17 protein-coding genes are annotated in these 21728 nt (G+C 70.6%); 5 read left to right on the top strand and 12 right to left on the bottom strand.

Annotated features, from left to right (window positions below; genetic code table 11):
- Positions 1 to 243 precede the first annotated feature (243 nt).
- The gene (locus D7Y21_RS13855; protein ID WP_120565457.1) at positions 244 to 822 is read left to right on the top strand and encodes a GNAT family N-acetyltransferase; all 579 of its coding nucleotides are present in this window, start codon (positions 244 to 246) and stop codon (positions 820 to 822) included.
- On the opposite strand, the gene D7Y21_RS13850 is transcribed toward D7Y21_RS13855, so the two are convergent.
- Positions 756 to 1241 carry a response regulator gene (locus D7Y21_RS13850; protein ID WP_120565458.1) on the bottom strand — a complete coding sequence of 162 codons (486 nt, stop codon included), beginning with the start codon at positions 1239 to 1241 and terminating at the stop codon, positions 756 to 758. The genes D7Y21_RS13855 and D7Y21_RS13850 overlap by 67 nt on opposite strands.
- Before the next feature lie 182 nt (positions 1242 to 1423).
- A complete protein-coding gene (locus D7Y21_RS13845) occupies positions 1424 to 2986 on the bottom strand; it encodes an ATP-dependent DNA helicase RecQ (RefSeq protein ID WP_121713674.1) in 1563 nt (520 codons plus the stop codon).
- A 160-nt stretch (positions 2987 to 3146) separates the two neighbouring features.
- Here D7Y21_RS13845 and D7Y21_RS13840 point away from each other — a divergent pair, with 160 nt between their 5' ends.
- Together D7Y21_RS13840 and D7Y21_RS13835 are read left to right on the top strand one after the other, a co-directional pair.
- A complete protein-coding gene (locus tag D7Y21_RS13840; protein WP_121713672.1) occupies positions 3147 to 4856 on the top strand; it encodes a R3H domain-containing nucleic acid-binding protein in 1710 nt (569 codons plus the stop codon).
- Positions 4857 to 5278: 422 nt separating this feature from the next.
- The gene (locus tag D7Y21_RS13835; protein ID WP_233612094.1) at positions 5279 to 6085 is read left to right on the top strand and encodes a hypothetical protein; all 807 of its coding nucleotides are present in this window, start codon (positions 5279 to 5281) and stop codon (positions 6083 to 6085) included.
- A 3-nt stretch (positions 6086 to 6088) separates the two neighbouring features.
- On the opposite strand, the gene hflX is transcribed toward D7Y21_RS13835, so the two are convergent.
- Positions 6089 to 7558 carry a GTPase HflX gene (gene hflX / locus D7Y21_RS13830; RefSeq protein WP_121713668.1) on the bottom strand — a complete coding sequence of 490 codons (1470 nt, stop codon included), beginning with the start codon at positions 7556 to 7558 and terminating at the stop codon, positions 6089 to 6091.
- A gap of 89 nt (positions 7559 to 7647) precedes the next feature.
- Between hflX and D7Y21_RS13825 the strand changes: the two genes are divergently transcribed.
- On the top strand, positions 7648 to 10419 hold the full coding sequence (locus D7Y21_RS13825) for a hypothetical protein (RefSeq protein ID WP_121713667.1): 2772 nt from the start codon (positions 7648 to 7650) through the stop codon (positions 10417 to 10419).
- On the top strand, positions 10416 to 11333 hold the full coding sequence (locus D7Y21_RS13820) for a CPBP family intramembrane glutamic endopeptidase (protein ID WP_233612093.1): 918 nt from the start codon (positions 10416 to 10418) through the stop codon (positions 11331 to 11333). The genes D7Y21_RS13825 and D7Y21_RS13820 overlap by 4 nt, the downstream gene beginning before the upstream one ends.
- 9 nt (positions 11334 to 11342) lie before the next feature.
- Here D7Y21_RS13820 and D7Y21_RS13815 read toward each other — a convergent pair whose 3' ends face one another.
- The 9 genes from D7Y21_RS13815 to D7Y21_RS13775 all read right to left on the bottom strand — a co-directional run bounded on the left by D7Y21_RS13815 (position 11343) and on the right by D7Y21_RS13775 (position 21634).
- The gene (locus D7Y21_RS13815; RefSeq protein WP_121713665.1) at positions 11343 to 12599 is read right to left on the bottom strand and encodes a type II toxin-antitoxin system HipA family toxin; all 1257 of its coding nucleotides are present in this window, start codon (positions 12597 to 12599) and stop codon (positions 11343 to 11345) included.
- The gene (locus tag D7Y21_RS13810; protein ID WP_120565465.1) at positions 12586 to 12933 is read right to left on the bottom strand and encodes a helix-turn-helix domain-containing protein; all 348 of its coding nucleotides are present in this window, start codon (positions 12931 to 12933) and stop codon (positions 12586 to 12588) included. Before D7Y21_RS13810 ends, D7Y21_RS13815 begins: the two co-directional genes overlap by 14 nt.
- A 33-nt stretch (positions 12934 to 12966) precedes the next feature.
- The gene (locus D7Y21_RS13805; RefSeq protein WP_121713663.1) at positions 12967 to 13950 is read right to left on the bottom strand and encodes a hypothetical protein; all 984 of its coding nucleotides are present in this window, start codon (positions 13948 to 13950) and stop codon (positions 12967 to 12969) included.
- Between the two features lie 65 nt (positions 13951 to 14015).
- Positions 14016 to 14813, bottom strand: a complete 798-nt coding sequence (locus D7Y21_RS13800; RefSeq protein ID WP_120565467.1) for an ABC transporter ATP-binding protein — start codon at positions 14811 to 14813, stop codon at positions 14016 to 14018.
- A gap of 44 nt (positions 14814 to 14857) precedes the next feature.
- Positions 14858 to 17737: a CHAT domain-containing protein gene (locus tag D7Y21_RS13795; RefSeq protein ID WP_121713661.1), complete on the bottom strand. Its 2880-nt coding sequence runs from the start codon at positions 17735 to 17737 to the stop codon at positions 14858 to 14860.
- A 1-nt stretch (position 17738) separates the two neighbouring features.
- Positions 17739 to 18251, bottom strand: a complete 513-nt coding sequence (locus D7Y21_RS13790; protein WP_147469277.1) for a hypothetical protein — start codon at positions 18249 to 18251, stop codon at positions 17739 to 17741.
- A 54-nt stretch (positions 18252 to 18305) separates the two neighbouring features.
- Entirely contained in the window at positions 18306 to 19049 is a 744-nt protein-coding gene (locus tag D7Y21_RS13785; protein WP_121713656.1) for a hypothetical protein, read from the bottom strand.
- On the bottom strand, positions 19046 to 19591 hold the full coding sequence (locus D7Y21_RS13780; protein ID WP_233612092.1) for an RNA polymerase sigma factor: 546 nt from the start codon (positions 19589 to 19591) through the stop codon (positions 19046 to 19048). The genes D7Y21_RS13785 and D7Y21_RS13780 overlap by 4 nt, the downstream gene beginning before the upstream one ends.
- Positions 19592 to 19711: 120 nt before the next feature.
- A complete protein-coding gene (locus D7Y21_RS13775) occupies positions 19712 to 21634 on the bottom strand; it encodes a M23 family metallopeptidase (RefSeq protein WP_121713654.1) in 1923 nt (640 codons plus the stop codon).
- Positions 21635 to 21728 lie beyond the last annotated feature (94 nt).

Here is a 21728-nt window from a genome sequence, read left to right as displayed (position 1 = left end):
AGGACACGGTCATGTCGAGATGCCGGATCAGCCCCATCCTGGTACCCATCCCCCACAAGCCCCAGTAGGACCTCCCGGACAAGCCGCCCCCGGGACCCGCTGGGCTGGATACGAAGACCGCCGTGTCGCCGCGGAAGCCCCGCCACCCGCCCCAAGACGACCTGCCGGCCAGGCCTTCGCCATGGCCGGATGGCTTCGATCGCTGACGCTTCAAGGCATGGCGCGGACCTATGCTCCCGCGCCATGCCGTCGCATCCGTATGTCGTGAGGGCCGTGCAGTCCCGAGACGAGCTGGAGCAGGTGCTGGCCCTGCAGCGCCGCAACCTGCCTCCCGCGCTGTCACCCGAGGAGCAGCACGCCCAGGGCTTCGTCACCGTCCAGCATGACCTGGCCACGCTGGAGCACATGCATGCGCTCGTCCCCAGCGTCATCGCCGTGCAGGGCTCCGACGTCGTGGCGTACGCGCTGGTGATGCCTCGCGAGTGCCGCGCGCGGGTCCCCGTCCTGGACCCGATGTTCGCGCTCCTCGAAGGGCTCGAACACCGGGGCCGGCCGCTGAAGGACCAGCGCTTCTACGTGATGGGGCAGGTGTGCGTGGACAAGGCCCACCGGGGGAAGGGCCTCTTCGACGCGCTCTACCACCAGCACCGCGAGCAGCTTCGCTCGCGCTTCGACTGCGTCGTGACCGAGGTCTCGGTGAGAAACCCCCGCTCCCTGCGCGCGCACGCGCGGGTCGGGTTCGAGACCGTCCACACCTACCGCGACGCCAGCGACACGTGGGCCGTGGTGCTCTGGGACTGGGGCGCGGGCACGTCGCGCTGAAGCACGGGGTCCACACGCACTACCGGCGTGGGCCGGTTCGCCATCCGCTTGTGGTGCATACCGGACAGTTTCAGCGCCAGCTCCGGACCGGTGACACCCTTGGGGATGTAGCCGTCCGCGCCGGACGCGCGCACCAGCTCGCGCAGCCGTGACTCGTCCATGGACGAGTACAGGATGAAGAGCGTGTCCGGACCCGCGAACTGGCGCACCACGCCCAGGATGCGGTCGCCGCTCAGCGCCGGGATGTTCACGTCCAGGAGGACGATGTCCGGCTGCTCGGTCCTCAGCAGGTTGGCCACGCCCAGCGCCGCGCGCGTGGTGACGACCTCGAAGCCGTAGCGGCTGATGGAGCGCTCCACCAGCTCCAGCACGAGTGGGTCATCATCCACCACAAGCGCCTTCAACTTGCCTTCCGCCATCGCGTCTCCGCCTTTCAAGACCTCGGGGGAAAGGTCTGAAGTGCATTACGTCCAGGTAGGCTGTGCAATATACGCCATAACTGTATTCGCGCACAATGCCCCAAGGTCTGAAGACCTGGGAGTCCCGTACATTGAGTACGAATTCCAGGTCTTGATGTCGCGCGAAGGTAGGGAAAAGGGCCCTACGCCGCAGGGGCGGCCGCGACACCGGACTGATACTCTCGGTGAAGAACGGGAGGCCTCGCGCGGGTGGGAGGCCGGGCTTCGAAGCGGCCTTCGGCGCGGGCGTGGCAGTTGTCGCAGCGGGCGCAGTCGTCCTCCAGCGGCTCCTCGAACCAGGTGCCCAGCACCTTCCAGCGGCACGCGGTGGTGCTCCCGTAGCGCATCATCGCGTCCAGGCGCTCGCGGTCTCCCTGGTGGCGGTCCTCGTAGGCGCGCAGGTACGCATCCAGCTCCTCGGGCGTCTCGAACGCGCGCAGCTGCTTCAGGCCTCGCGCGCCCTTCTCCAGCACGCCCGCGGCCACCAGCTGCGCCACCAGCACGCGGGTGCGCTTGTCGCCCAGGCCGCTCGCTTCCGACAGCCGCTTGAGGGCCACGGCCTTGCCTTGCGCGCACAGCGTGTTCGCGGCCTGGTAGAGGCGCTGGCTCTCGTCGCGGCGCGGGTACTTGCCACCCAGGAAGAAGCCCTGGATGCGCCGGTCCTCCAGCCGGTACAGCAGCGCCGCCTTCGCGGGCAGCCCGTCTCGGCCCGCGCGGCCCGCCTCCTGGTAGTAGCTCTCCAGCGAATCGGGGAAGTGGTAGTGCACCACGAGCCGCAGGTCCGGCTTGTCGATGCCCAGGCCGAAGGCCTTCGTCGCCACCACCACCGGCGTGGTGCCGTCCATGAAGTGGCGCTGGTTCTCCTCGCGCTCGGCGGCCTTGAGCTTGCCGTGGTAGCGGCCCGCCTCCAGTCCTTCCGCGCGCAGCCAGCGCCATAGCTCATCCGCCTTGCGCACGGTGGCCGTGTAGATGATGGCGCTGCCGTCATTGGCGCGCAGCAGCTCCAGCAGCTTCTGGCGCTTGAGCTCCGGATTCACCGTGCGGTGGACCTCCAGCGTGAGGTTGTCGCGCTGGATGCCGGTGCACACCACCACCGGATCCTCCATCCCCAGCTGCGCGCGGATGTCCTCGCGCACGCGGGGCGTGGCGGTCGCCGTGAGCGCGAGCACCCGAGGCCGGCCGAGCGCGCGGATGGCGTCCCCCAATGACAGGTAGGCGGGCCGGAAGTCGTGCCCCCACTGCGAGACGCAGTGCGCTTCGTCCACCACGAAGAGGCTCACGTTCGCGCGCTTGAGCAGCGCCAGCCGCTCCGGGTTCTCCAACTGCTCGGGGGTGACGTAGATGAACTCGTGCTCGCCCCGGCGGATCTCCTTCTGGAGCGCCTTCAGCTCGCCGGCCTTCAGCGTGGAGTCCAGCTTCGCGGCGTCCAGGTCGTAGCGCTCCGTGAGGTGTTCGCGCTGGTCGTGCATCAGCGCGAGCAGCGGGCTCACCACCACCGTCGCGCCGGGCACGAAGAGGGCGGGCAGTTGGAAGGTGAGGCTCTTGCCCGCGCCCGTGGGCAGCACGCCCAGCACGTCGCGCCCCGCGAGCACCGCCTCGATGATGTCCCGCTGGCCGGGCCGGAAGTCCTCCACGCCGAAGCGCTCGCGCGCCTCCTGCTCGAGCTGGGGCCAGAGGGGGGAGCGGTCCTGCGTCGCGGTGGGCATGGCCTGAAGGTAGGGATGGCCCTCGTCCGGCTCCTCCCCGTCACGCGCGGTGCGCTTGGCCGCCTGCCGGGCTGGGAGGGGTTGTTTTCCCAGGTGTTCCGTTCACGGACCCGCGCAGGAAAGCCGTGCGCGGCCAGGCGGGGCGAGGCAGCTTTGGGGGATGGCTCCTGGAACTCCCGCCAACAACGACTTCGCCCTGCTGGTGGCGGTCCTGCCGCCGTCGCTCCAGGAGGCGGTGCGGCAGCTCCCCGAGGCGGAGCTGCTGGAAGTGGTGATGGACCTGGGACGGCCTCCGGAGGCGCGGCTGGTGCACGGCGTGGCGCGCCTGTCGGAAGCGCCCGTGGATCAAGAAGCGCTCCAGGCGGTGCTCGCCCACGTGGGAGAGGTGGGCGGCGACAACCGCGCGGGCATCGAGCGCACGCTCCACCGCGTGTCCGCCATCCGCAACCGCCAGGGCCGCGTGGTGGGGCTCACGCTGCGCGTGGGGCGCGCCATCCAGGGCACCATCGACATGCTGCGCGACCTGGTGGAGTCCGGGCGCAACCTGCTGCTGCTCGGGCGGCCGGGCGTGGGCAAGACGACGAAGCTGCGCGAGGTGGCGCGCGTGCTCGCGGACGCGCTGGGTAAGCGCGTGATGGTGGTGGACACGTCCAATGAGATTGGCGGCGACGGGGACATCCCGCACCCCGGCATCGGCGGCGCTCGGCGCATGCAGGTGAGCCGGCCGGACCGCCAGCACGACGTGATGATCGAGGCGGTGGAGAACCACATGCCCGAGGCCATCGTGGTGGATGAGATTGGCACCGCCGCGGAGGCCGCCGCCGCGCGCACCATCGCGGAGCGCGGTGTGCAGTTGGTGGCGACGGCGCACGGCAACACGCTGGAGAACCTGGTGCTGAACCCCACGCTGTCCGACCTGGTGGGCGGCGTGCAGACCGTCACGTTGAGCGACGACGAGGCCCGGCGCCGGGGCACGCAGAAGACCGTCACGGAGCGCAAGAGCACGCCGACCTTCGACATCGTGGTGGAGATGGTGAACCGCGACGAGGTGCGCGTGCACCGCGACACGGGCGGCGCGGTGGACCGACTGCTCACGGGCGCGGAGGTGGGCGGCGAGAAGCGCCGGCAGCAGGACGGCGCCGTGCACGTGGAGGCCGCGCCGGAGGTTGTGGAGGCCACGCCACCAGGAGGCAGTGTGCCGAAGGGGACACCCGCGTTGGGTGCGCCCCGGCCCGGGCCCACGCGCATCGCCGCGCACGCGGTGAGCCGCGAACTGCTGGAGCGCGTGCTGCGCGACCTGCCGGTGGAGGCCGTGGTGGTGGGTCGTCCGGAGAACGCGGAGGTGGTGCTCACGCTGCGAAGCCGCGCGAATTCGCCCCGGCTGCGCCGCGCGGCCGAACGCGTGGGCGCGCGGGTGCTGGCCATCAAGCGCAACAGCGCCACGGAGATCCGTCGCGCGCTGCGCACGGAGTTCCACCTGCTGGAGGGAGTGGACCCCGCGGATGTGCACGCCGCGGTCGCGGACGCGGAGGAGGCCATCCAGCGCGTGCTCGCGGAGGGCATCAGCCTGCCGCTCGCGCCGCGCCCGTCGCGCCTGCGGAAGTTGCAGCACACCCTGGTGGTGAAGAACCACCTGGAGGCCGTGAGCGTGGGCAGCGAGCCCCTGCGCCACCTGGTCCTCTATCCCCTGGGCACCGTCCTCACGGAAGCGTCCGACGCCGCGCCGGAGTACGTGGACGCTCCGGAGCCGGACGACGAGGTGGAGGACGACGACGCCTTGTCCGCGGACGAAGAGACCGGGGATGACGAGGACGCGAACCCGGAAGCCTCGCCCGCGGACGAAGGCATCTCCGAGCCCCCTCGAACCTGAGCACTGCCGCCTCTCCGGCGGCGACCCGAAGAAACCTGTCCGACTGTCGGACAGGTTTTGGACCGGGGCCGGGCCGGAGGTGGACCACGCGAACTTGTCCGACTGTCGGACAGGTTTTGGACCGGGGCCGGGCCGGAGGCGGACCGCGCGAACTTGTCCGACTGTCGGACAGGTTTGGACCGGGGCCGGGCCGGAGGTGGACCGCGCGAACTTGTCCGACTGTCGGACAGGTTTTGGACCGGGCGGGCCCGGACAGGGGCGCCCCTGGGTGCGCAGCGCGCTGCACACGCCGCATGGAGTCATGGGAGCCCCTTTCCCTGGGGTTTCGCGGGGTTGAGGGGGGCATGCCGGTTGCTGAAGGCTCGGGGTACGGTCCCTCGCGATGGCGCGGGGGGAGCCGCACCGTCTTTCCGGAGATCTTCATGCGCCGCATTGCCCTCGCCGCCCTCGCCGCCCTCGCCACCACCGCCTGTGGAGACAACGTGCCCACGCAGGAGGAGATCGACGACGCGAAGGCCCGCGTGGAGCGGCTGGCGGCCTCCACGCACCAGGTGCGGGGCGCGTTCGAGATGCTGGGCCTGATGCCCGTGTACACGTGCGGCGAGCCCCGGCGCTCCTTCCTGAACCGCGCCGTGGAGGGGCTGAGCGCCTCGGTGACCTGCGCGACCTTCCGGGTGCAGGCCGTGGACGCCGTCACCGACTCCGTCGTCGTGTCCTTCCCGTCCGCCTGTGACGTGCACGGCCTGCGCTTCACCGGACGCGCGGTGCTGGAGTACCGCGGCGGCGAGGACCTGATGGAGATGAAGGCGGACCTGCGCGAGCTGGCCGTGGATGGCCAGACGCTCCAGGCGAAGGTGGGCTACGGCACGTGCTCGGACGAGACGCGCCTGTTCGCGGAGGTCGAAGGCCAGGTGCCCGGCCGCGAGAGCCACAGCTTCCACATCAACAGCACCGTGGGGAAGCGCGCCGGGCTGCCCATCATCGGCGGCTCGTCGCTGGTGTTCGACGGTCCGGGCGAGCTGACGGGTCCGAACGGCACGGACCGCATCACGCTCACGTCGCTCGAATATGAAGTGGGCAACTACCTTCCCAAGGAAGGCACGGCCCTGGTGGAGACCGCGGACGGACACCGCCTGAGCTTCGCGTTCCAGCCGGTGCTGTGGCGCGTGGGCAAGGTGCAGGTCACCGTGGACGACAAGGACCCGGTGACCGTGCCCGTCGTGCGCTGAGGCCTACTCCTGGAACGACCGGGTGAGCCGGGCAATGGCGCCCGGCAAACCTCTCACGCGCAGCCGGCTGCCCGTCTCGTCGTAGGCCTGGGACACCACGGTGGTGTGCTCGTACACCTCACCGATGCGGGCCTGTCGCGCGTAGGGAATCACCAGGTCCGCCTCCACCATGGAGGCCTCGAAGAAGGCGATGACCTCCCGGCGCAGCCCGGCCACGTCCTCCGGCCGGTGCGCGGACACGAGGAGCGCTTCGGGGTGCTCGGCCCGGAGCGCTTCCTGGGCCGCCGCGTCCAGCCGGTCCACCTTGTTGAAGACCAGCTTGCCCGGCACCACGTCCGCGCCAATCTCCCGGAGCACCGTGCGGGTGACCTCCCGCTGCGCGGCCCAGGTGGGGTCGGACGCGTCCACCACGTAGAGCAGCAGCGACGCCTCCAGCGCCTCGTCCAACGTGGAGCGGAAGGACGCCACAAGGTCGTGCGGCAGCTTCTGGATGAAGCCCACCGTGTCGGAGACGAGGATGCGCGGCCGGGTCTCCGGCTGCATCGCGCGCACCGTCGTGTCGAGCGTGGCGAAGAGCTGATCCGCCACCAACACCGTGCTGCCCGTCAGCGCCCGCATCAGCGACGACTTGCCCGCGTTCGTGTAGCCCACCAGCGCCACGCGCAGCTGGTCCCGGCGCGCGTAGCGGCGGTGGTCCTGGTCCTTCTGGATGGCGGCCAGGCCCTCGCGCAGCTCCGCCAGCCGGTCGCGAATCTTGCGGCGGTCCAGTTCCATCGCGGAGTCGCCGGAGCCGCGGCCCTGCTGGCGCTCGCGGCCTCCGGGGGCTTCGCGCAGGCGCGGGGCCAGGTAGTTGAGCCGGGCGATCTCCACCTGCATGCGCGCCTCGTGGCTCTTGGCGTGCCGGTGGAAGATGTCCACGATGACGCCCGCGCGGTCCAGCACCTGCACGCCCGTGGCGCGCTCCAGGTTGCGCAGCTGGCTGGGGGACAGCTCGTGGTCCACGACCACCACGGTGGGCCTGGGGCCCGGTTCGATGGCGGTGGCCTCCACGTCCGCGTCTGATTCCGCGTCCGTGTCCGTGTCCGGGAAGGCGTCGTCGTCCTCCTCCGACGGGTCCTCCACGTCCGCGCCCACATCGCCGGGAGCCGCCGGGGCGTCCGGGTCCTCGGGCTCCGCGTCGGCTTCGGCCTCCCACTTCTCCCGCGCCTTCGACGTCTTGCCCTGCGCGCCGGACGGGATGACGCCCGAGCCGCCGGTGAGCGCGGACAGCTCCTTGAGCTTGCCGGAGCCGAGCACCGTGCCGGTGGCCAGCCGCTGCCGGCGCTGGGACACGGTCGCCACCGCGTCGAAGCCCAGCGTGTGCACCAGCCGCTTCAGCTCCGCCAGGTCGGCGGCATGCGCTTCATCCGTCACCCCGGGAAGCTGGACACCAACGAGGACGGCGCGCGGGCGCTCGGGAAGGGTTTTCGCCATGCATGGGCTCGTAACACGCCGGGCCCCGGGATGAGCGGTATGGTGTGTCTGTTGACGGGGGCCCGTCGGGGCTCCCACGGGGGGCAGGCATGTACTACTGCACCATCTGCGGCTTCTACGGCTCCTTCATGCTCCAGCCCCAGAGGTGCCGGGGCTGCAGGGCCATGGGTTCCATGAAGAAGGTCACCCGGGTCATCTTGAAGGGGAAGCCCAACCGCAGGCCCGGGACCTACACCCTCCGCAGCGGAGAGGTCATCCGCCGGTCGGGCTTCAAGGTGTCCCCGCGCTCCAACGAGGCCCGCAGGGAGATCAAGAGCTTCAAGGCCCCGCTTCCCGACAACCTGCGCTCCCGCGGAAAGCAGCGGCAACCGCTGTCGGGCAAACGGCCCTCCCGGCGGTCGCCGCCGCCCATCGAGCTCGCGATGGTGGTCGACGAGAAGGAGGAGGAGGCCGCGCTCGACCTGGGCGTGGGCACCTTCAACATCAACCACTTCAGCGCGAAGACGGAGCAGGACAAGAAGGACCTCCTCCTGCGCCTCTTCCTCCAGAACCCCTGGCTGGACGTGCTCGTGCTGCAGGAGATCAACAAGAAGGCGCTCCCCCTGCTGCTGGAGATCGACTTCGAGAAACACGGGCTCGCCCTGGCGCTGGGGCCGCAGATGCAGGCGGTCTACCCGAAATACAAGGGCCAGAAGGTCACCGAGGAGGACTCCGACGACGAGGAGGAGGAAGAGGACCTCGAGGCAGAGGAGAAGGGGACGGGCGACTGGAGCCTGGGGAAGAGCCAGTGCGAGTGGTACCCCATCATCTACAGGAAGAGCTCCTGCGCCCATACCGGCTGGCGCGCCTTCAGCGATGACTCGGTGGTGCGGCGGAGCTCCAGTAAACGCGCCAAGGAGCCCATCCACTGGGCCAAGCCGGTCAACCGCACCAAGGCGCCCAAGGGCTGGAGCACGCAGTTCCCCAAGCTCCTGGCGGAGCGCAAGCAGCAGTACGAGCAACTCAACGAACGCTTCATCTCCTGGCGTCCGGTGGTGGTCCATGACGTGCGCATCGGCGGGCGCGACGTGCACATCGGCGTGGTCCACACCTCCCCCGCGGGGAAGGGGCTGGGCCGGCTGGGTGAGTACGAGCAGGTGTCCGGCTTCTTCGAGCACGTCTCCAAGAACAACGACCTGCCGTGGATCATCGCGGGCGACTACTACATCGACCCCGAAGCCTCGGTGGGCGTGAACTCGGACACGAAGAACCGCAAGTGGGACGACCTCTTCCACGAGAGGGCCGCGGCGCTGGAGCTCACCCTGGCGGTTCCCCTCTCCGCCACGAACCAGTCCCCCCAGACCGGGCGCAGCGTGAACTCGAAGAAGAACAAGGAGCAGTTCGAGCAGCAGGGGTACATCAAGGACTGGGCCCAGGTGGGCACGAGCTTCAAGCTCAACAAGCGCGCCGACTTCTTCGTCATCAGCCGGGCCTTCGCCCTCCATCACACCGGCATCTTCTCCCCCTTCAAGGGGCTGCTCCCGGTGGATCCGAACCACCAGGCGCTCAACTTCTGGTCCCGCACGAGCGACCACGCCCCCACCGGGGGCATCTTCTGCACCACGCCGTTGTCCTCGAAGTGGGCCCAGAACCGGCAGCTCATCTCCGAGTCCCTGGGCTCGCGCCAGTCCCAGGCCCAGCTCCAGGTGTGGGAGCTCCACAAGCAGGCGGTGGACGCCTTGCAGTGCTCCACCACCCAGCTGGGCTCCCTGCTGAAGCGGCTGCCGGAGGATGCCCAGCGGCTGACGCAGCGGCTGTGCGTCCTGGTGATCAAGGCGCTCAACTCGCCCGCGGCCATCGCCATCCAGGGCAGGCCCTACCCCCATGACGCGCAGGCGTACGCGGCCTGGAAGCTGAACTCCCAGAACGTGACCGAGCAGCACCTGAGCGACTTCTTCGGCCTCTGCGCCCAGGTGGATCCCTCCACCGTCTGGCTGAGCAACAACCCACTGGATGAGCTCGCGGTGGTGTTCCGCAATGCCTACCGCGCGCTCCAGCAGCTGGCCGTCCGCGCGGGCAGCTTCGACCTCACCCCGGAGGGGGAGACGTACTCGAAGGTGAAGCTGGGCGTCCTGTCGCCGTCGTCGAGCCTCAAGGGCAAGGAGCAGGCGACCGGGGAGCTGGAGGAGGACATCATCGGGATGCTGAGTAAGTACCTGGAGCAGCGGCGCGACCAGGGGTCTCCTCCTGAAGTCCTGCCCGGCTGCACCCAGGGAAGCGTCAACCAGTTCCAGGTCCCGGGAGGACGGACCGCCTGCTCCGCGATGGCGGTGCTGGGGATCGCGGCGCTGCTGTCCAACCCGGACGGGCTCGACACCGGCGGCATCGACAACGTGCTGCTGGAGGGCACGGCGCTCTACCAGCGGATGAACACGGCGACCGAGGACGAGGCCCTGCTGATGCAGGCGTTGGCCCTGTCCTGCGGCGGGGTGGTGGATCCGCTCGTCCTGCAGCCCCAGGCGCCCTACTACAACCCGCTGGAGATTCCGGAGGAGGACGTCATGCAGCGAGGGCTGCTCATGGCCACCTCGGGGTCCGTCCACCGGGACACCCTGCCCCAGGAGCTGCTCGGCATCCTGAAGCAGGCGCCCCGAATGGGGGTGGCGCTGGTGCTCGGTGGCTACACGGTGGCCGTCGTCCGGAGGGACGATGCCTTGTATCTCTTCGACTCCCACGGCTGGAAGACCCGGAGCAACGCCTTCGTGCAACGGTATGCCTTCGTCAACCAGCTCCTGGACGACGTGGCGAAGATGGCGAGGAATCGCGCCCTCTTTGATCCCGAGATAGGCGTCACCCTGTACCTGCCCGCCGAGAACTCATGACGCCCCTGCGTGGTGATGTCGCCGTCCTGCTGGAGAATGCTCCGCCGAAGCGCCAGGCGCTGGCGGAGGCCGCGTTCGTGTTCTTCGCGGTGCTGGGGCCCTCGTCGGTGGCCCGGCTGGGCCGAGGGGCCGCCGTGGCGGTGGAGCTGGCGCTGCTGGCGTGGGGGCTGCTGCTGCTGCGTCCCTGGGAGTCCTCTCGCCGGGGCGCGTGGTGGGGCGTGCTCGGCCTGGTGGCGGCGCTGGGCGGCGCGGGCGCGGGCGCGTGGGTGGCGTCGGACGCGGAGATGACGAAGGGCTTCTCGCTGTCCATGGCGCCGCTGGTCATCCGGGCGCTGGGCATGTGCCTGCTGGTGGCGGTGCTGTTGTGGCGTGACGGTCAGGGGCCCGCGCAGGTGGGGCTGGTGCGCGAGGGCTGGGCGCGCGAGCTGCTGCTGGGCGGAGGGGTGCTGGTGGGCACGTACGTGGTGCACCTGGCCGCGTCGGTGCCACTGGCGGCGGTCGCGGTGGCGTTGAAGCTGGCGGGCGAGGAGCTGGCGGCGCGCAAGGGCGTGGCGGCGGCGCTGCTGGACACGGGGCTGGGCATCCCGGCGTTCGCGGCCATCATGGTGGTGGTGACGGGCTTCGAGGAGTTCGTCTTCCGGGGCTTCCTGGTGCCCCGGCTGAAGGTGGTGCTGGGAGGCTGGGTGCCGGCCATCCTGGGGGCCGCGGTGCTCTTCTCCGTGGGGCACTTCTACGAGGGCACGCTCGCGGTCTTCCAGACGTTCGTGATGGGCGCCTGGTTCGGCTTCGTCCTCTGGTACCGGGGACGGCTGCTGCCGCTCATCGTGGCCCACGCGGCCTTCAACACCATCAGCTTCGCGCTGATGCTGTGGCTGTCGCGCTCGGGCTTCCTGGAGAAGCTGCCGCCCCTCTGATGCTCTGGCTCAGAGTTCCGTGCCGTACTCGAAGCCCTCGTAGTCGAAGGCTCGCTCGATGGCCTTCAGGTCCGCTTCGGTGCCACCACTGTGGCTGACGACGTCGCGCCAACGGGACGACACGCGGGCCTTCATCGCGTCGATGACCCGGGTGGCTTCGTTCCTGGACAGGCGGAAGCGGGCGCATTCGCTCAAGAGGTTGCGGCGATTGGCGCGGCGATGCTGGGCGCTTCCCAACTCCTTCGCCAGGTCGCGCTCCGTGCTGGCCTGGGGCGCCGGGGTCAGGTCATAGGCGGGCGACAGGCTCCAGTGGGCGTCGGGTGCGATGAGCGCATGGTTCCGGGGATGGTCGTCGATGTTCGAGATGAGCGCGTTGAACACCATCCGGGAGAACAGCTCGCGAAGGTCCTCGTCCGGGTCGCGGACCCAGCGTTTCAATTCATCCGCCAGCAGCAGGTATGACCAGCTCCTGCGCTCGCGAGGATCCGCTCGTGGATCTTCATCCGCACGGAGCACCGTCAAGGCGCTGACCATCCGGTGGCGCAGGTAGTTCGGACCGGTACGCTCCCGGTCGAAACGGCGCACCAGGAGCACGTCATTCCCCGCGACCCGGATGAGCCTCCCGGAGGCGGCGCGAAGACCACACTCGCGTGCGAGCTCCAGCATGCCGTGCTCGACCACGGCGTTGTTCCACCGGTCACTTCTCGATGGGAACTTGGCGATCCACAGGCCGTCATCGTCCTCGACGACGTTCTTGGGACGCGCGCCGCCCATGGAGCTGCCGGGCTGCACCAGCGCGTCGACCTGGGGTGACTGCGGCAGTCCCTGTTCGACGCGACTTGCCTCCTCGAGCAACTGCCGCAACTGGAGCACCTTGTTGAACTGATGAACGGGAGCGGGCGGCGTGGTGCTCTCCCCGAACGACAGTGCACCCGCGCGGTCCTCCGGCGAGTTGAGCAGGAAGCCGACCTCATTCAGGTCCCCGCGCCCCAACTGACGTTCGATGACCCTGCGTCCCCACGCATCCGGAGACGCGTCTCGCAGCGGACCGAAGATGCCTCCCAGCTTCGCTGTCGTGAAGACGCCTTCGCGTAACGGGAGTTCGAATGGATCCAGCGCGACGGCGCGGGGGTTGGCCAGGTAGCTCCTGCCGTAGACAAACTGCCCCACGCCTTCCTGCTGCACGTAGCGTCCGCAGGTTACGACGTCGAGCGACGCCGGAAGCTGGAGGTACACGTAGCAACCGGACGGATCAGAAGTCGCCATCGAGTCCTCCCTTCGCCACGAGATCCACCCGCGCGCGCTGGCGCGCGGACTCCAACGTCTTGCCCTCTTCATCCCGGTCCGGCGAGGCCAGGTCGCCGAACTCGCGCTCAAGCCCCAGCGCCCAGAGAACCGTGAAGTAGGCGCTGAGCGCCGTGGTGGGGCTTCCTTCCTCGATTCGACGGATCGTGCCAAGGGCCAGCCCCGTCTTCTTCGCGAGGTCCACCTGCCGGAGTCCGCGCCGGGTCCGTGCGCGCTCAATGTTCTGCCCCAGGGTGGTGATGGAGCGGGCCACGGCGAATGGCGTCGTGTCGTGGGTCAGATTCTGGCGAGGCATGACCAATAGATTGGTTCTAACTGCGATTTAAAATCAATCTATTGATTGAATTCGAGCCAGCACACCAGGCATCAGCTCGGACGCCAGCTCCCTGACGAGCCTGCGGGCCACTTCCGCGGTGGGCAGCCCTGAGTGGCGGGCCACTTCGTCCGGCAGGTGGCTGGACGCGGCGTCCCGCTCCAGTTCGCGCCAGGCTTCGCGGCGAGCTGCTTCCACTCGCTCGCGGGCGACCGGGGACAGTTGCTCCAGCGCCCACGCGTCGATGGCCCAGGACAGCTCCGCGTGCCTCAGTTCATCCGGGGCGATGGTGCCCAGGGACTCGCGCACCTGCGCGTCCTCCGCGCTCCGGGCCTGCCAGCCCGCCAGCAGCGCGCCAAAGGTCTCCCGCACGCAGCCCTCCACCGCGTTCTCGATGGCGAGCGCCTCCAGTGACCGGGACTGGAAGGGCTCCACCTTCAGCTCCGGCATCGGCGCTCCGTGACGGCGGGCCAGCGACTCCATCGCTTCCGCGTGGCGCACCTCGTCCTTCGCGGAACGCCTCGCGGCGCGCACCAGGTGCTCCGGCGCGCCGTGTTCAGCCAATTCTTCCGCGAGCCTTTCGAAGGCCGGCACGGACGCGGCCTCCAGGTGCGCCATCTTCGCGAAGAGCGATCCCAGCGTGGTCGTCCCCAGCGCCACCGCGCCGTCGCTGCACAGCCCTTCTGGCCTCCGACCCTCGCAGAGGAAACGGGCCTCGCAGCTCACCTCATCGCGCAAGCCGCCGTCCTCCCCCGTATGGGGCCCCTGGACGCGAGCGCAGGGCGGCCTGGCCCCGAGCGCCTCGCATAACTCCTCACAGGAGGTGTCCTGGGTGGGGACGCTTCCGTCACGCAGGGTGGCGGGAAGGAAGAAGGTCTGCTGTTCCCAGTTCTCATCCGAATCACATCCCCACGTCGAGGAACACCCCACCCCCAACGTGGCGACGGGCGCGAGCAACCACAGACGCTTGAACATGGGACGCAGCTTGCCGCGGGACATGCGGACTCCTGCTTCCACCACGAACCCGCCGGCCCCCGGGCAACCGCAGCCTACCTGAATCCTTGTCAGGCCTGGGGCGCCTGGGTCTGCGCGGAGCGGCGCCGCAGCCAGTTGCGCAGGAAGGCCTTCACCTCCGGGTGCTGCGACTGACGGAAGTGGTCCGGCGGGCCGTACTCCACCACGCGTCCCTCGTGCATCAGCGCCAGGTTGTCCGCCGTTCCGAAGGCGGAGGCCACGTCCGGCGTAATCACCAGCGACGTGGCGCCCAGCTGCTGCTTGCCCGTGGTGATGATCTCATTCACCGCCGCCGTGGTGAGCGGATCCAGGCCCGCCGTGGGGTCGTCGTAGAGCAGGATCTTCGGCTGGAGGATGGTCGCTCGCGCGAAGCCCACGCGCTTCTGCATGCCGCCGGACAGCTCTCCCGGGAAGCGCGTGGCCGCGTGCGACAGGCCCACCTTCCCCAGCGTCTCGTTCACCGTCTTGGTGATGTCCGGCTCGGACATCTTCGTGCGCTCGCGCAGCGGGAACGCCACGTTGTCGAAGACGTTCAGCGAGTCGAACAGCGCGTTCGCCTGGAAGAGGATGCCCAGCTTGCGGCGCATCTGGTTGAGCTCGGTCTCGTTCATCTTCGCCACCTCCGCGCCCTCCACCAGCACCACGCCCCGGTCCGGCCGCATCAGGCCCATGATGTGCTTCATCAGGACCGTCTTGCCGGAACCGGACACGCCCATCAGCACGCAGGTCGTGCCCTCCGGCACCACCAGGTCCACGCCCCGCAGCGCCGCCTGCCCGCCAAACGACTTGTGCAGGTCCCGCACCTCGAGGGTCAGCTTCGGCGCCGGCTCACGGCTCGCGTCACTCATCGCCCTGGAACCCTACCGCGCACGCCCTGCCGGCCGCTCTGGATTCACGCTTGCCCGCTCCCCCGCTTCCGGCGCGCGCGGCGCATCCCGAGACCCCACAGCCCCAACGCCAGCAGTCCCGCTCCCGCGGACAGCCCCAGGAGGACACTCCGCCCCATGCCCCCGGCGGCGGGCCGCACCGGCACCAGCGCCGCGTCCCCCATCACCCCCAGCCCGGCCCACATGGCCGCGGGCTCTCCGTCCTCCCATGCCTCACGCTGGGCCTCGCGCAGCGCCGACGCCGCGCCCTGCCCCGCCGCCAGGTGCCGGTAGTAGCGCTCCAGCAGCTCCGCGGCCTCGGCGTCGCGCATGGGCCACAGGCTGGCCACCACGGCTCGCGCTCCCGACTCGAAGAAGGCCCGCGCGAGGCTCAGCACGCCTTCGCCCGCGAGCTGCGCGCCGGAAGCTCCCCGGCAGCTGGAGAGCACCACCAGCGCGTCCCGCAGCCGCAGCTCCGCGATCTCCCGGGGCTGGAGCAGGCCGTCCTCCCCCGCCGCGCCCGGGGCCAGCACCAGGGCGGAGCGCTCGGGGGACTCGACGTCCACGACCGCGTGCGCGGCCACGTGGAGGATGCGCACCGCGTCCCAGTGGGACGCCTTGAGGGCCTGCTCGGACGCCTCCGTCCCCATGAGCAGCCGGGGCTTCACGGCCGTGTCCTCCAGGGCCTCGCTCACGGTGCGGCCCTCGCGCCGCGCCTCCGGAAGCGCGCCCAGGCTCGCGGTCTCCAGGAACATGCCGCCCCTCGCGGAGGCCACCGCCGTGCCCTGAAGGGTGCCACCCCGGTCTGGATCCGCCAGGACCAGGGCCTCGCCTTCCGGAGGCCGTGCGGGCTGTTCGCGCCAGTGGTGGAGCAGGCTCGCGGAGGGCACCCGCGCCAGTTCGTACCGGGTCATCAACGGCGGAGCGTCCGCGTGCTCCCGCAGCGCGGCGAAGGGCAGGTCGTGCAGCGGACCATCCGGCACCAGCAGCAGGCGCGACACCTTGGGTGGCAACTCACGCAAGGCGGGGGCGAGCAGCTGCGCGTACAGCGCCGCGGCGGCCGCTGCCTCCGAACCGTCACGGCGCTCGATGAGGCCCGACAGGAGCGCCACCATGGGGCGCAGCCGTGCGCGCTCAGGGATGCGGTACGCGCGCGTGCCTTCGCGTGTCACCGCCAGCACCCACGCGCCTCCCGCGCGCTCGCCCTGAAGGTCGTGGTCCGTGCCCGCGAGGAAGACGAGCAGGGCCTCCTCCTCGCCCAGGCGCTGCTCGGTCGCGGACAGCGACGCGAACGACAGCTCCGCGCGCTGGGTCGCGGGTCTCAGCTCGCGCTCGCGGCGCTCCAGTTCCTGGAGCTCTCCCAGCAGCCGCGTGCGCTCGGACGCGGACAGCGCCGGATCCAGGAGCCGCCGCTGGGTGGCGGACAATCCGCGCAGCACGCCGTCCCGCGCCTTCCGTTGCTCCGGTGGCTCCTCTTGCGTCGGGAGCGCGCGCGAGGCCACCAGCGCCTCGAACAACGTCCTCGCCCGCAGGCGCTCACTCACCGCGAAGGCACGCTCCAGGGCTTCGCGGGGAGGCACGGCGGAGGCCTCTCCCGCCTCCAGCGTTCGGCCCGCGAGCCGGTGATAGTCACTGGCCCAACTGGAGAAGAGCTCGGCCTGGCTGGTGGCATCCCGCTGCCACTGGCGCAGCACCTCCACCGCGGCGAGCGCGCGCTCCGCCTCCCCCAGCGCCTCCGGCAACGGGCTCGTGCGGAAGGCCACCATCGACCGCGCTCGCCACGCGGAGGCGAGGTAGAGCGGGTTGTCGTGCTCGGCGGCCAGTGCCAGCGTCTCGTCCACGTCCCGCCACGCGGCGGCCGCATCCACCGCCGAGCGGCGTTCGGCGCGCGTCCACAGACAGGAGATGCGCCGCTCGGGCAGGCCCGTCTCCCGGGCGATGTCGATGCAGCGGCCCAGGGCGTCTTCCGCTTCGTTCCGCTCCTCCGGCCCGTCGCCCAGCAGCTCCGCCACGAGGCGCAGCGACATCGCCTCGAAGGCCTTGCTGCCCGCGCGCTCGGCGCTCGCGAGCGCCTCCCGCGCGAGCCGCAACAGCTCCAGCCGCCCCCCGGGCTCGGGACGCTCCTCCTGCCGCCGCCAGGCGAGGTTCGCGAGCGCGAAGCGGACGCGCGCCTCCGTGCCCGCGTCCTTCGTTCGCTCCGCCAGCTCCGCGAGCCGCGCGAAGATGTCTCGCGCCTCGTCGAAGCGCCCCAGGTTCACGCTCACCGTGGCCAGGGGGCTGAGCAGCTGCTTCTTCATGCCGTCGGTGCCGTCCGGGAACGTCAGGGCCTCCGCGCGCTTGAGCAGGCGGTAGGCGCGGCCCAGGTCCTGGCCCAGGTCGGACAGCTCGGCCGCCTCCAGGATGAGCGCGCGCACCTCCAGCTTCGGATCCCCGGAGGCCCGGGCCACCTCGCCCACCCGCAGGACCCACTGGTGCGCTTCCTCCGTCCGGCCGCGCATCCCCAGCACGCTGCGCAGATTGATGCCGGCCAGCACCTCGCCCTCCGCGTCCCCCTGCTCGCGGAACGCGAGCGCCGCGCGGAGGTAGGACGCCTCCGCCAGCGCGGGCTCGGACAACAGCTCCATGTGCCCGAGCACCAGCGTGAGCCACGGACGGTCCGGGTGCCGCGCGATGAGCCCCTGGAGCCTGCGCCGGGCCTCGTCGCGCCCCGGGAGCCCCTGGGCGTTCCGGAAGAAGCACATCGCCGCGTCGGAGCCCTCCGGGTGGGCGTCGAAGGACTCCTCGCACCGGGCGAGCGAGGAGGGCTCCGGAGGGACGGCGGCCCACGCGGGGGCGCACAGGGCCAGCCCCACCCCCAGGGTGAAGCCGCCCAGCCACCCCACGCGCTGTCGCCGCCCTCCGGTCACCTCAGGACTCCTCGGTCTCCACCCAGCATTTCCCCATCGTGACAGGCTCCGGCATGGTTGTGCCGGGGTCCCCAGCGCGGGGAATCAGGCAGTGGAGCTCCCCGGGCGGCGGCGGCGGATCCCCCAGCCCTTCCCGCGTGAGGATCAGGTCGCCAGCGGTGAGCTGCTCGGCGTCCTTCGGCAGGATGAGCTGCGCGCGGACCCCGGCGGAAGAAGGGGCCCTGGCGCTCACCCACAGGGGCGCCGTCAGGCTCGCGATTCCCGTGACGCTCGCGAGCACGGCGCCGTGTTCATCCAGGATGAGCAGGGTCATGGGCACCGGGGCCCCCCTGCGCAGGACGGACGCATCCACGGAGGCCTCCACCGTGTCACGCGTGGCCCCCGCCAGCGAATCCGTGGTGATGACCCAGCTGTCCTGCGGGGGCGCTGCCTGCGCCGCGGCCGAAACGCCCCACAGCAGCGCCATCACCGCCAGCGCGCGCACCCATTCCCTATCGACATTGATTGTCTTCATACATCCCCCTCTGTTTGTCATTGAGCCGCCGGCCTGGCCCAAGTGGTACGGCACTCACCGCAACCGGTTCATGAACGTACTGCCGCGCTGGACGCTTCCATCCGGAAGCAGCGCTTCCACCTGCCACAGGACGCGCGCTCCGGAGGGCAGCTCCGCGAGCACGTCCGGCGGCACCGTGTACTCGCGCGACCCCAGCCGCTCCGCGCGATGGAACACCTTCAAATCCTCCGACGACACCTGCACGCTCCAGGACACTGCCTGGGGCACTCCGCTCCAGCGGAGCACGAACTGCTCGCGGGGAAGCGCGGTGGCTTCCGGCACGCTCGAGGTGATGGCCTCCGCCGCGCCGCCACGGATGAGCGTCGGATCCACTTGCGCCTGCTGCTGCCGCACCACCACGACCGCGCCCACCAGGACCACCACCGTCGCCGCCATCGCGGTCATCGCCTGCCGTCCCTGCCAGAAGCGCCGGGCGGTCAGAGACACCACCTTCGCGGGAGTCTCCACGGCTGTCGCGGGCACCTCCGCCTTCACCACCGCCGGAGCCCCCCGCTCCGCCTCCGCCGCTGCCTGCGACATCGCCTTCGCCAACCGCCAGGCTTGCGCCCACGCGGGATCCGCCGCGACGCGCTCGATGACCGCCCGGCGCTCCTCCACCGGCAATTCCTGCCTCACCGCGCGCCAGACGAGGTCCGCGTCCACCGGCTCCCCTGCCGCGTCATCCTCGCGCAGCGCCGTGCGCAGCCGCTCCACGCCCGCGGCCTCCAGCGTGTCATCCTCGGGACGGCGGTCGCTCACGGCTGGACTCCCTTCAGGGAGAGACAGGCACGCAGCGCGCTCAGCCCCCGGTAGATGAGGTTCTCCGTCCGCTTGGCCTCCCACCCCAGCAGCTCCGCGGCCTCCGGGACGGTGTGCCCTTGCAGGTGCAGCGTCACGGCGAGGCGGCGGTCCTGCACCAGCCCCTGAAGACAGTCACGCACGGCCCGGGCAATCTGCGCGGCCCCCGCCGCTCGCTCCGGGTCGCCTGGCGCCACCGGTTGGGCGGGCCCCTGCTCCACCTCCTCCAACGCCACCTCCTTGCGCGCCCCCATCCGGCGAAGCTCGTCGACGAGCGTCGTGTACGCCACCCGGTACAGGTACGCGGGGGTCAGCTCCGCCTGGCCCTGGGTGCGCCCGCGCAGCTCCACCACCTTCATCATCGCGACCTGCAACAGGTCCTCCCGCCGGTCCGCGAGCGACGCGGGACAGACGCTCGCCAGCGCCCGGCCCAGGTCACGCCGCAGCGTCTCCAACCCGGCGTCCGCGGATGCTCCCGCCCATGGGCCGTGCCGCAACTCCAAGATGCCTCCCCTCGCGAAAGGGCGCCGAGCGTCGTTCGAACGCATCATCGGCGGCCAGGAGAAGCCGGGCAATCCGGGAAAATTCCCCAGAGCCCGCGGGCTCTGGGGACGACACTCGCGCTACCGGAGGTTCGCTTCCCAGGCAATCAGCCGCAGGTCCCCGCCTCCCGTGCCCGTCGTCAGGCGCACGGCGGTGATGACGAAGCGGGTGCCCACGGTGGTAGGGGTGGCGGCCATGCCGGACACGATGGCGCCCGCGCGCTCCTTGCCGGAGCGGTGCACCTTGCCCTCCAGGTCCACATCCCAGGTGTAGACGCGCAGGTTGCCCGCGGTGTCACGCACCGGGGTCACCAGGTGCTGGGCCCCCACGCGCGCCGAGCCGACCTCCAGGATGGCCTCACCGTCCTCGTGGTCACGGCGCACGAACTGTCCGGCCGCCGAGACGTCGAAGGAGATGTTGCGCAGCACGCCGTTGGTGAGGCGCACGCTGGCCACCACCATGTCGCGCACGCTGTTGCCAATGGTGACAGTGCTGATGGACACGTCCGTCACCGCGCCCGCCAGGTGGGTGCCCCGCTGGATGAGCGTCTTCTGCGGGGTGATTTCCCACGCCGTCAGGCTCAGGTTGCCCGAGGGCGTGCGCACCGCCGTGACGACGCCGGTGAAGCGGTTCACGTCCCCGTCCACGCGGCCGTTGAGGATGGGCGTCAGCGCCACCTTCGTCGCCTCCTCGCCGAAGCCGTTGCTCCTGCGGGTCACCGTGTCCTGCGTCGCGGACGTCTCCCACGTGCTGACCTTCAGGTGGCCCGTGGAGTCGCGGAAGGCGCTCACCACGCCCAGCCCCTCCGGGAGAGCGGCCAGGTTGATTTCCGTCGCGTCCGCGTCGCCGCCGGCCTCGCCCTTGCGCTCGATGGAGCCGTTCGAGGCAACCCGCCAGGCGATGAGCTTGAGGTTCCCGCTCCCGTCCCGCAGCGCCGTCACCACGTCGCGCGTGCTGCTGCTGCCAGGGTGGGCCATGGCGATGGAGGTCGCCGCGCCCGCGGAGGCGTCATGCAGCTTCGTGAAGTCGCCGCCCGGCGACAGCTGCCACGAGTTCAGCGCCAGCCGCCCCGTCACGTCCCGCGTGGCCGTCACCACCATGCTGCCCGAGGCCGCCATGGCTACCTCCAGCGCCGGGTCCCCGGTGATGTCGCCCCGGCGCAGCAGCGGATCCGGGTGGATGGCGGAGGGGAACAGGTCCAGCGCCTCGTTCTGCATCGGGGCGAAGCCAATCGACGAGTTGTGGTCCGCATTCCCGCTCTTCCGCCATGCATGCGAGTAGGGCAGCGGCAGGGACGTGCCCACCGTCGTCTCGCTCGTCATGGGCTGCAGGTGCACGTGCAGGTGGGGATGCGCCGAGGCGCCGGAGCTGCCCACGCGGCCCACGAACTGCCCGCGCTTCACGCGCACCCGCTGCGCCGCGGGGACGATGACCTCCCGGGGCAGGTCCCCCACGCGGTCCTCCGCGTCCGCCACGTAGGTGTTGTTGAAGGGGCAGAGCTCCTCCGGGACGCTCCCGGGCTGCAGGTGCGCGTAGAGGATGATCTTCCCGTCGTCCGTGCGGATGTTCACGTGGTTGCCCGAGCGCGGGATGCGCAGCGGGTTGGAGGTGCGGCCCGGGTGGGGCACGTCGTCACCGCCGTGCACCATCGGCTTGAGGCCCTCCGGGGCGTTGCGCCAGCAGGTGAGCACCTCGCCATCCGCGATGGCGGTAACGGGCAGCCCGTAGATGACCCAGTCGGAGTTCTTCGGGTCGGCCGCGTAGTCCGCGAAGGGAATCTTCACGCGGGTGAAGCGCTTCTCGTCGTCGTCGAAGCGCACGGCGTGCAGGTCTCGGTTATGCGTGCCGCCGTGGTCATTGATGATCCACCAGTGGCTGCCCTCGGGAAGGTCCGCGCTGTTGCCGGGAAAGGCATACGTCTGCGCGGACGCGCCGAAGCCCAGGGTGGTGAAGGCCACGGCGGTGAGCCGGACCACGGAACGGAGGCGTGGGGACGGTGACATGGGGTGCTCCCGAGGAGTGACGCCCGGCGGCCGTGATGGCCATCCGGTTTCGCGCCTGCCCCCACTCAACGGAAATGCCCCTTTTTTCCCCTCA

It is taken from the genome of Corallococcus sp. AB045 (assembly GCF_003668895.1).
In the GTDB taxonomy this organism is placed as follows: Bacteria; Myxococcota; Myxococcia; order Myxococcales; family Myxococcaceae; genus Corallococcus; species Corallococcus coralloides.
This window is presented reverse-complemented; position numbering and strand designations above follow the sequence as displayed.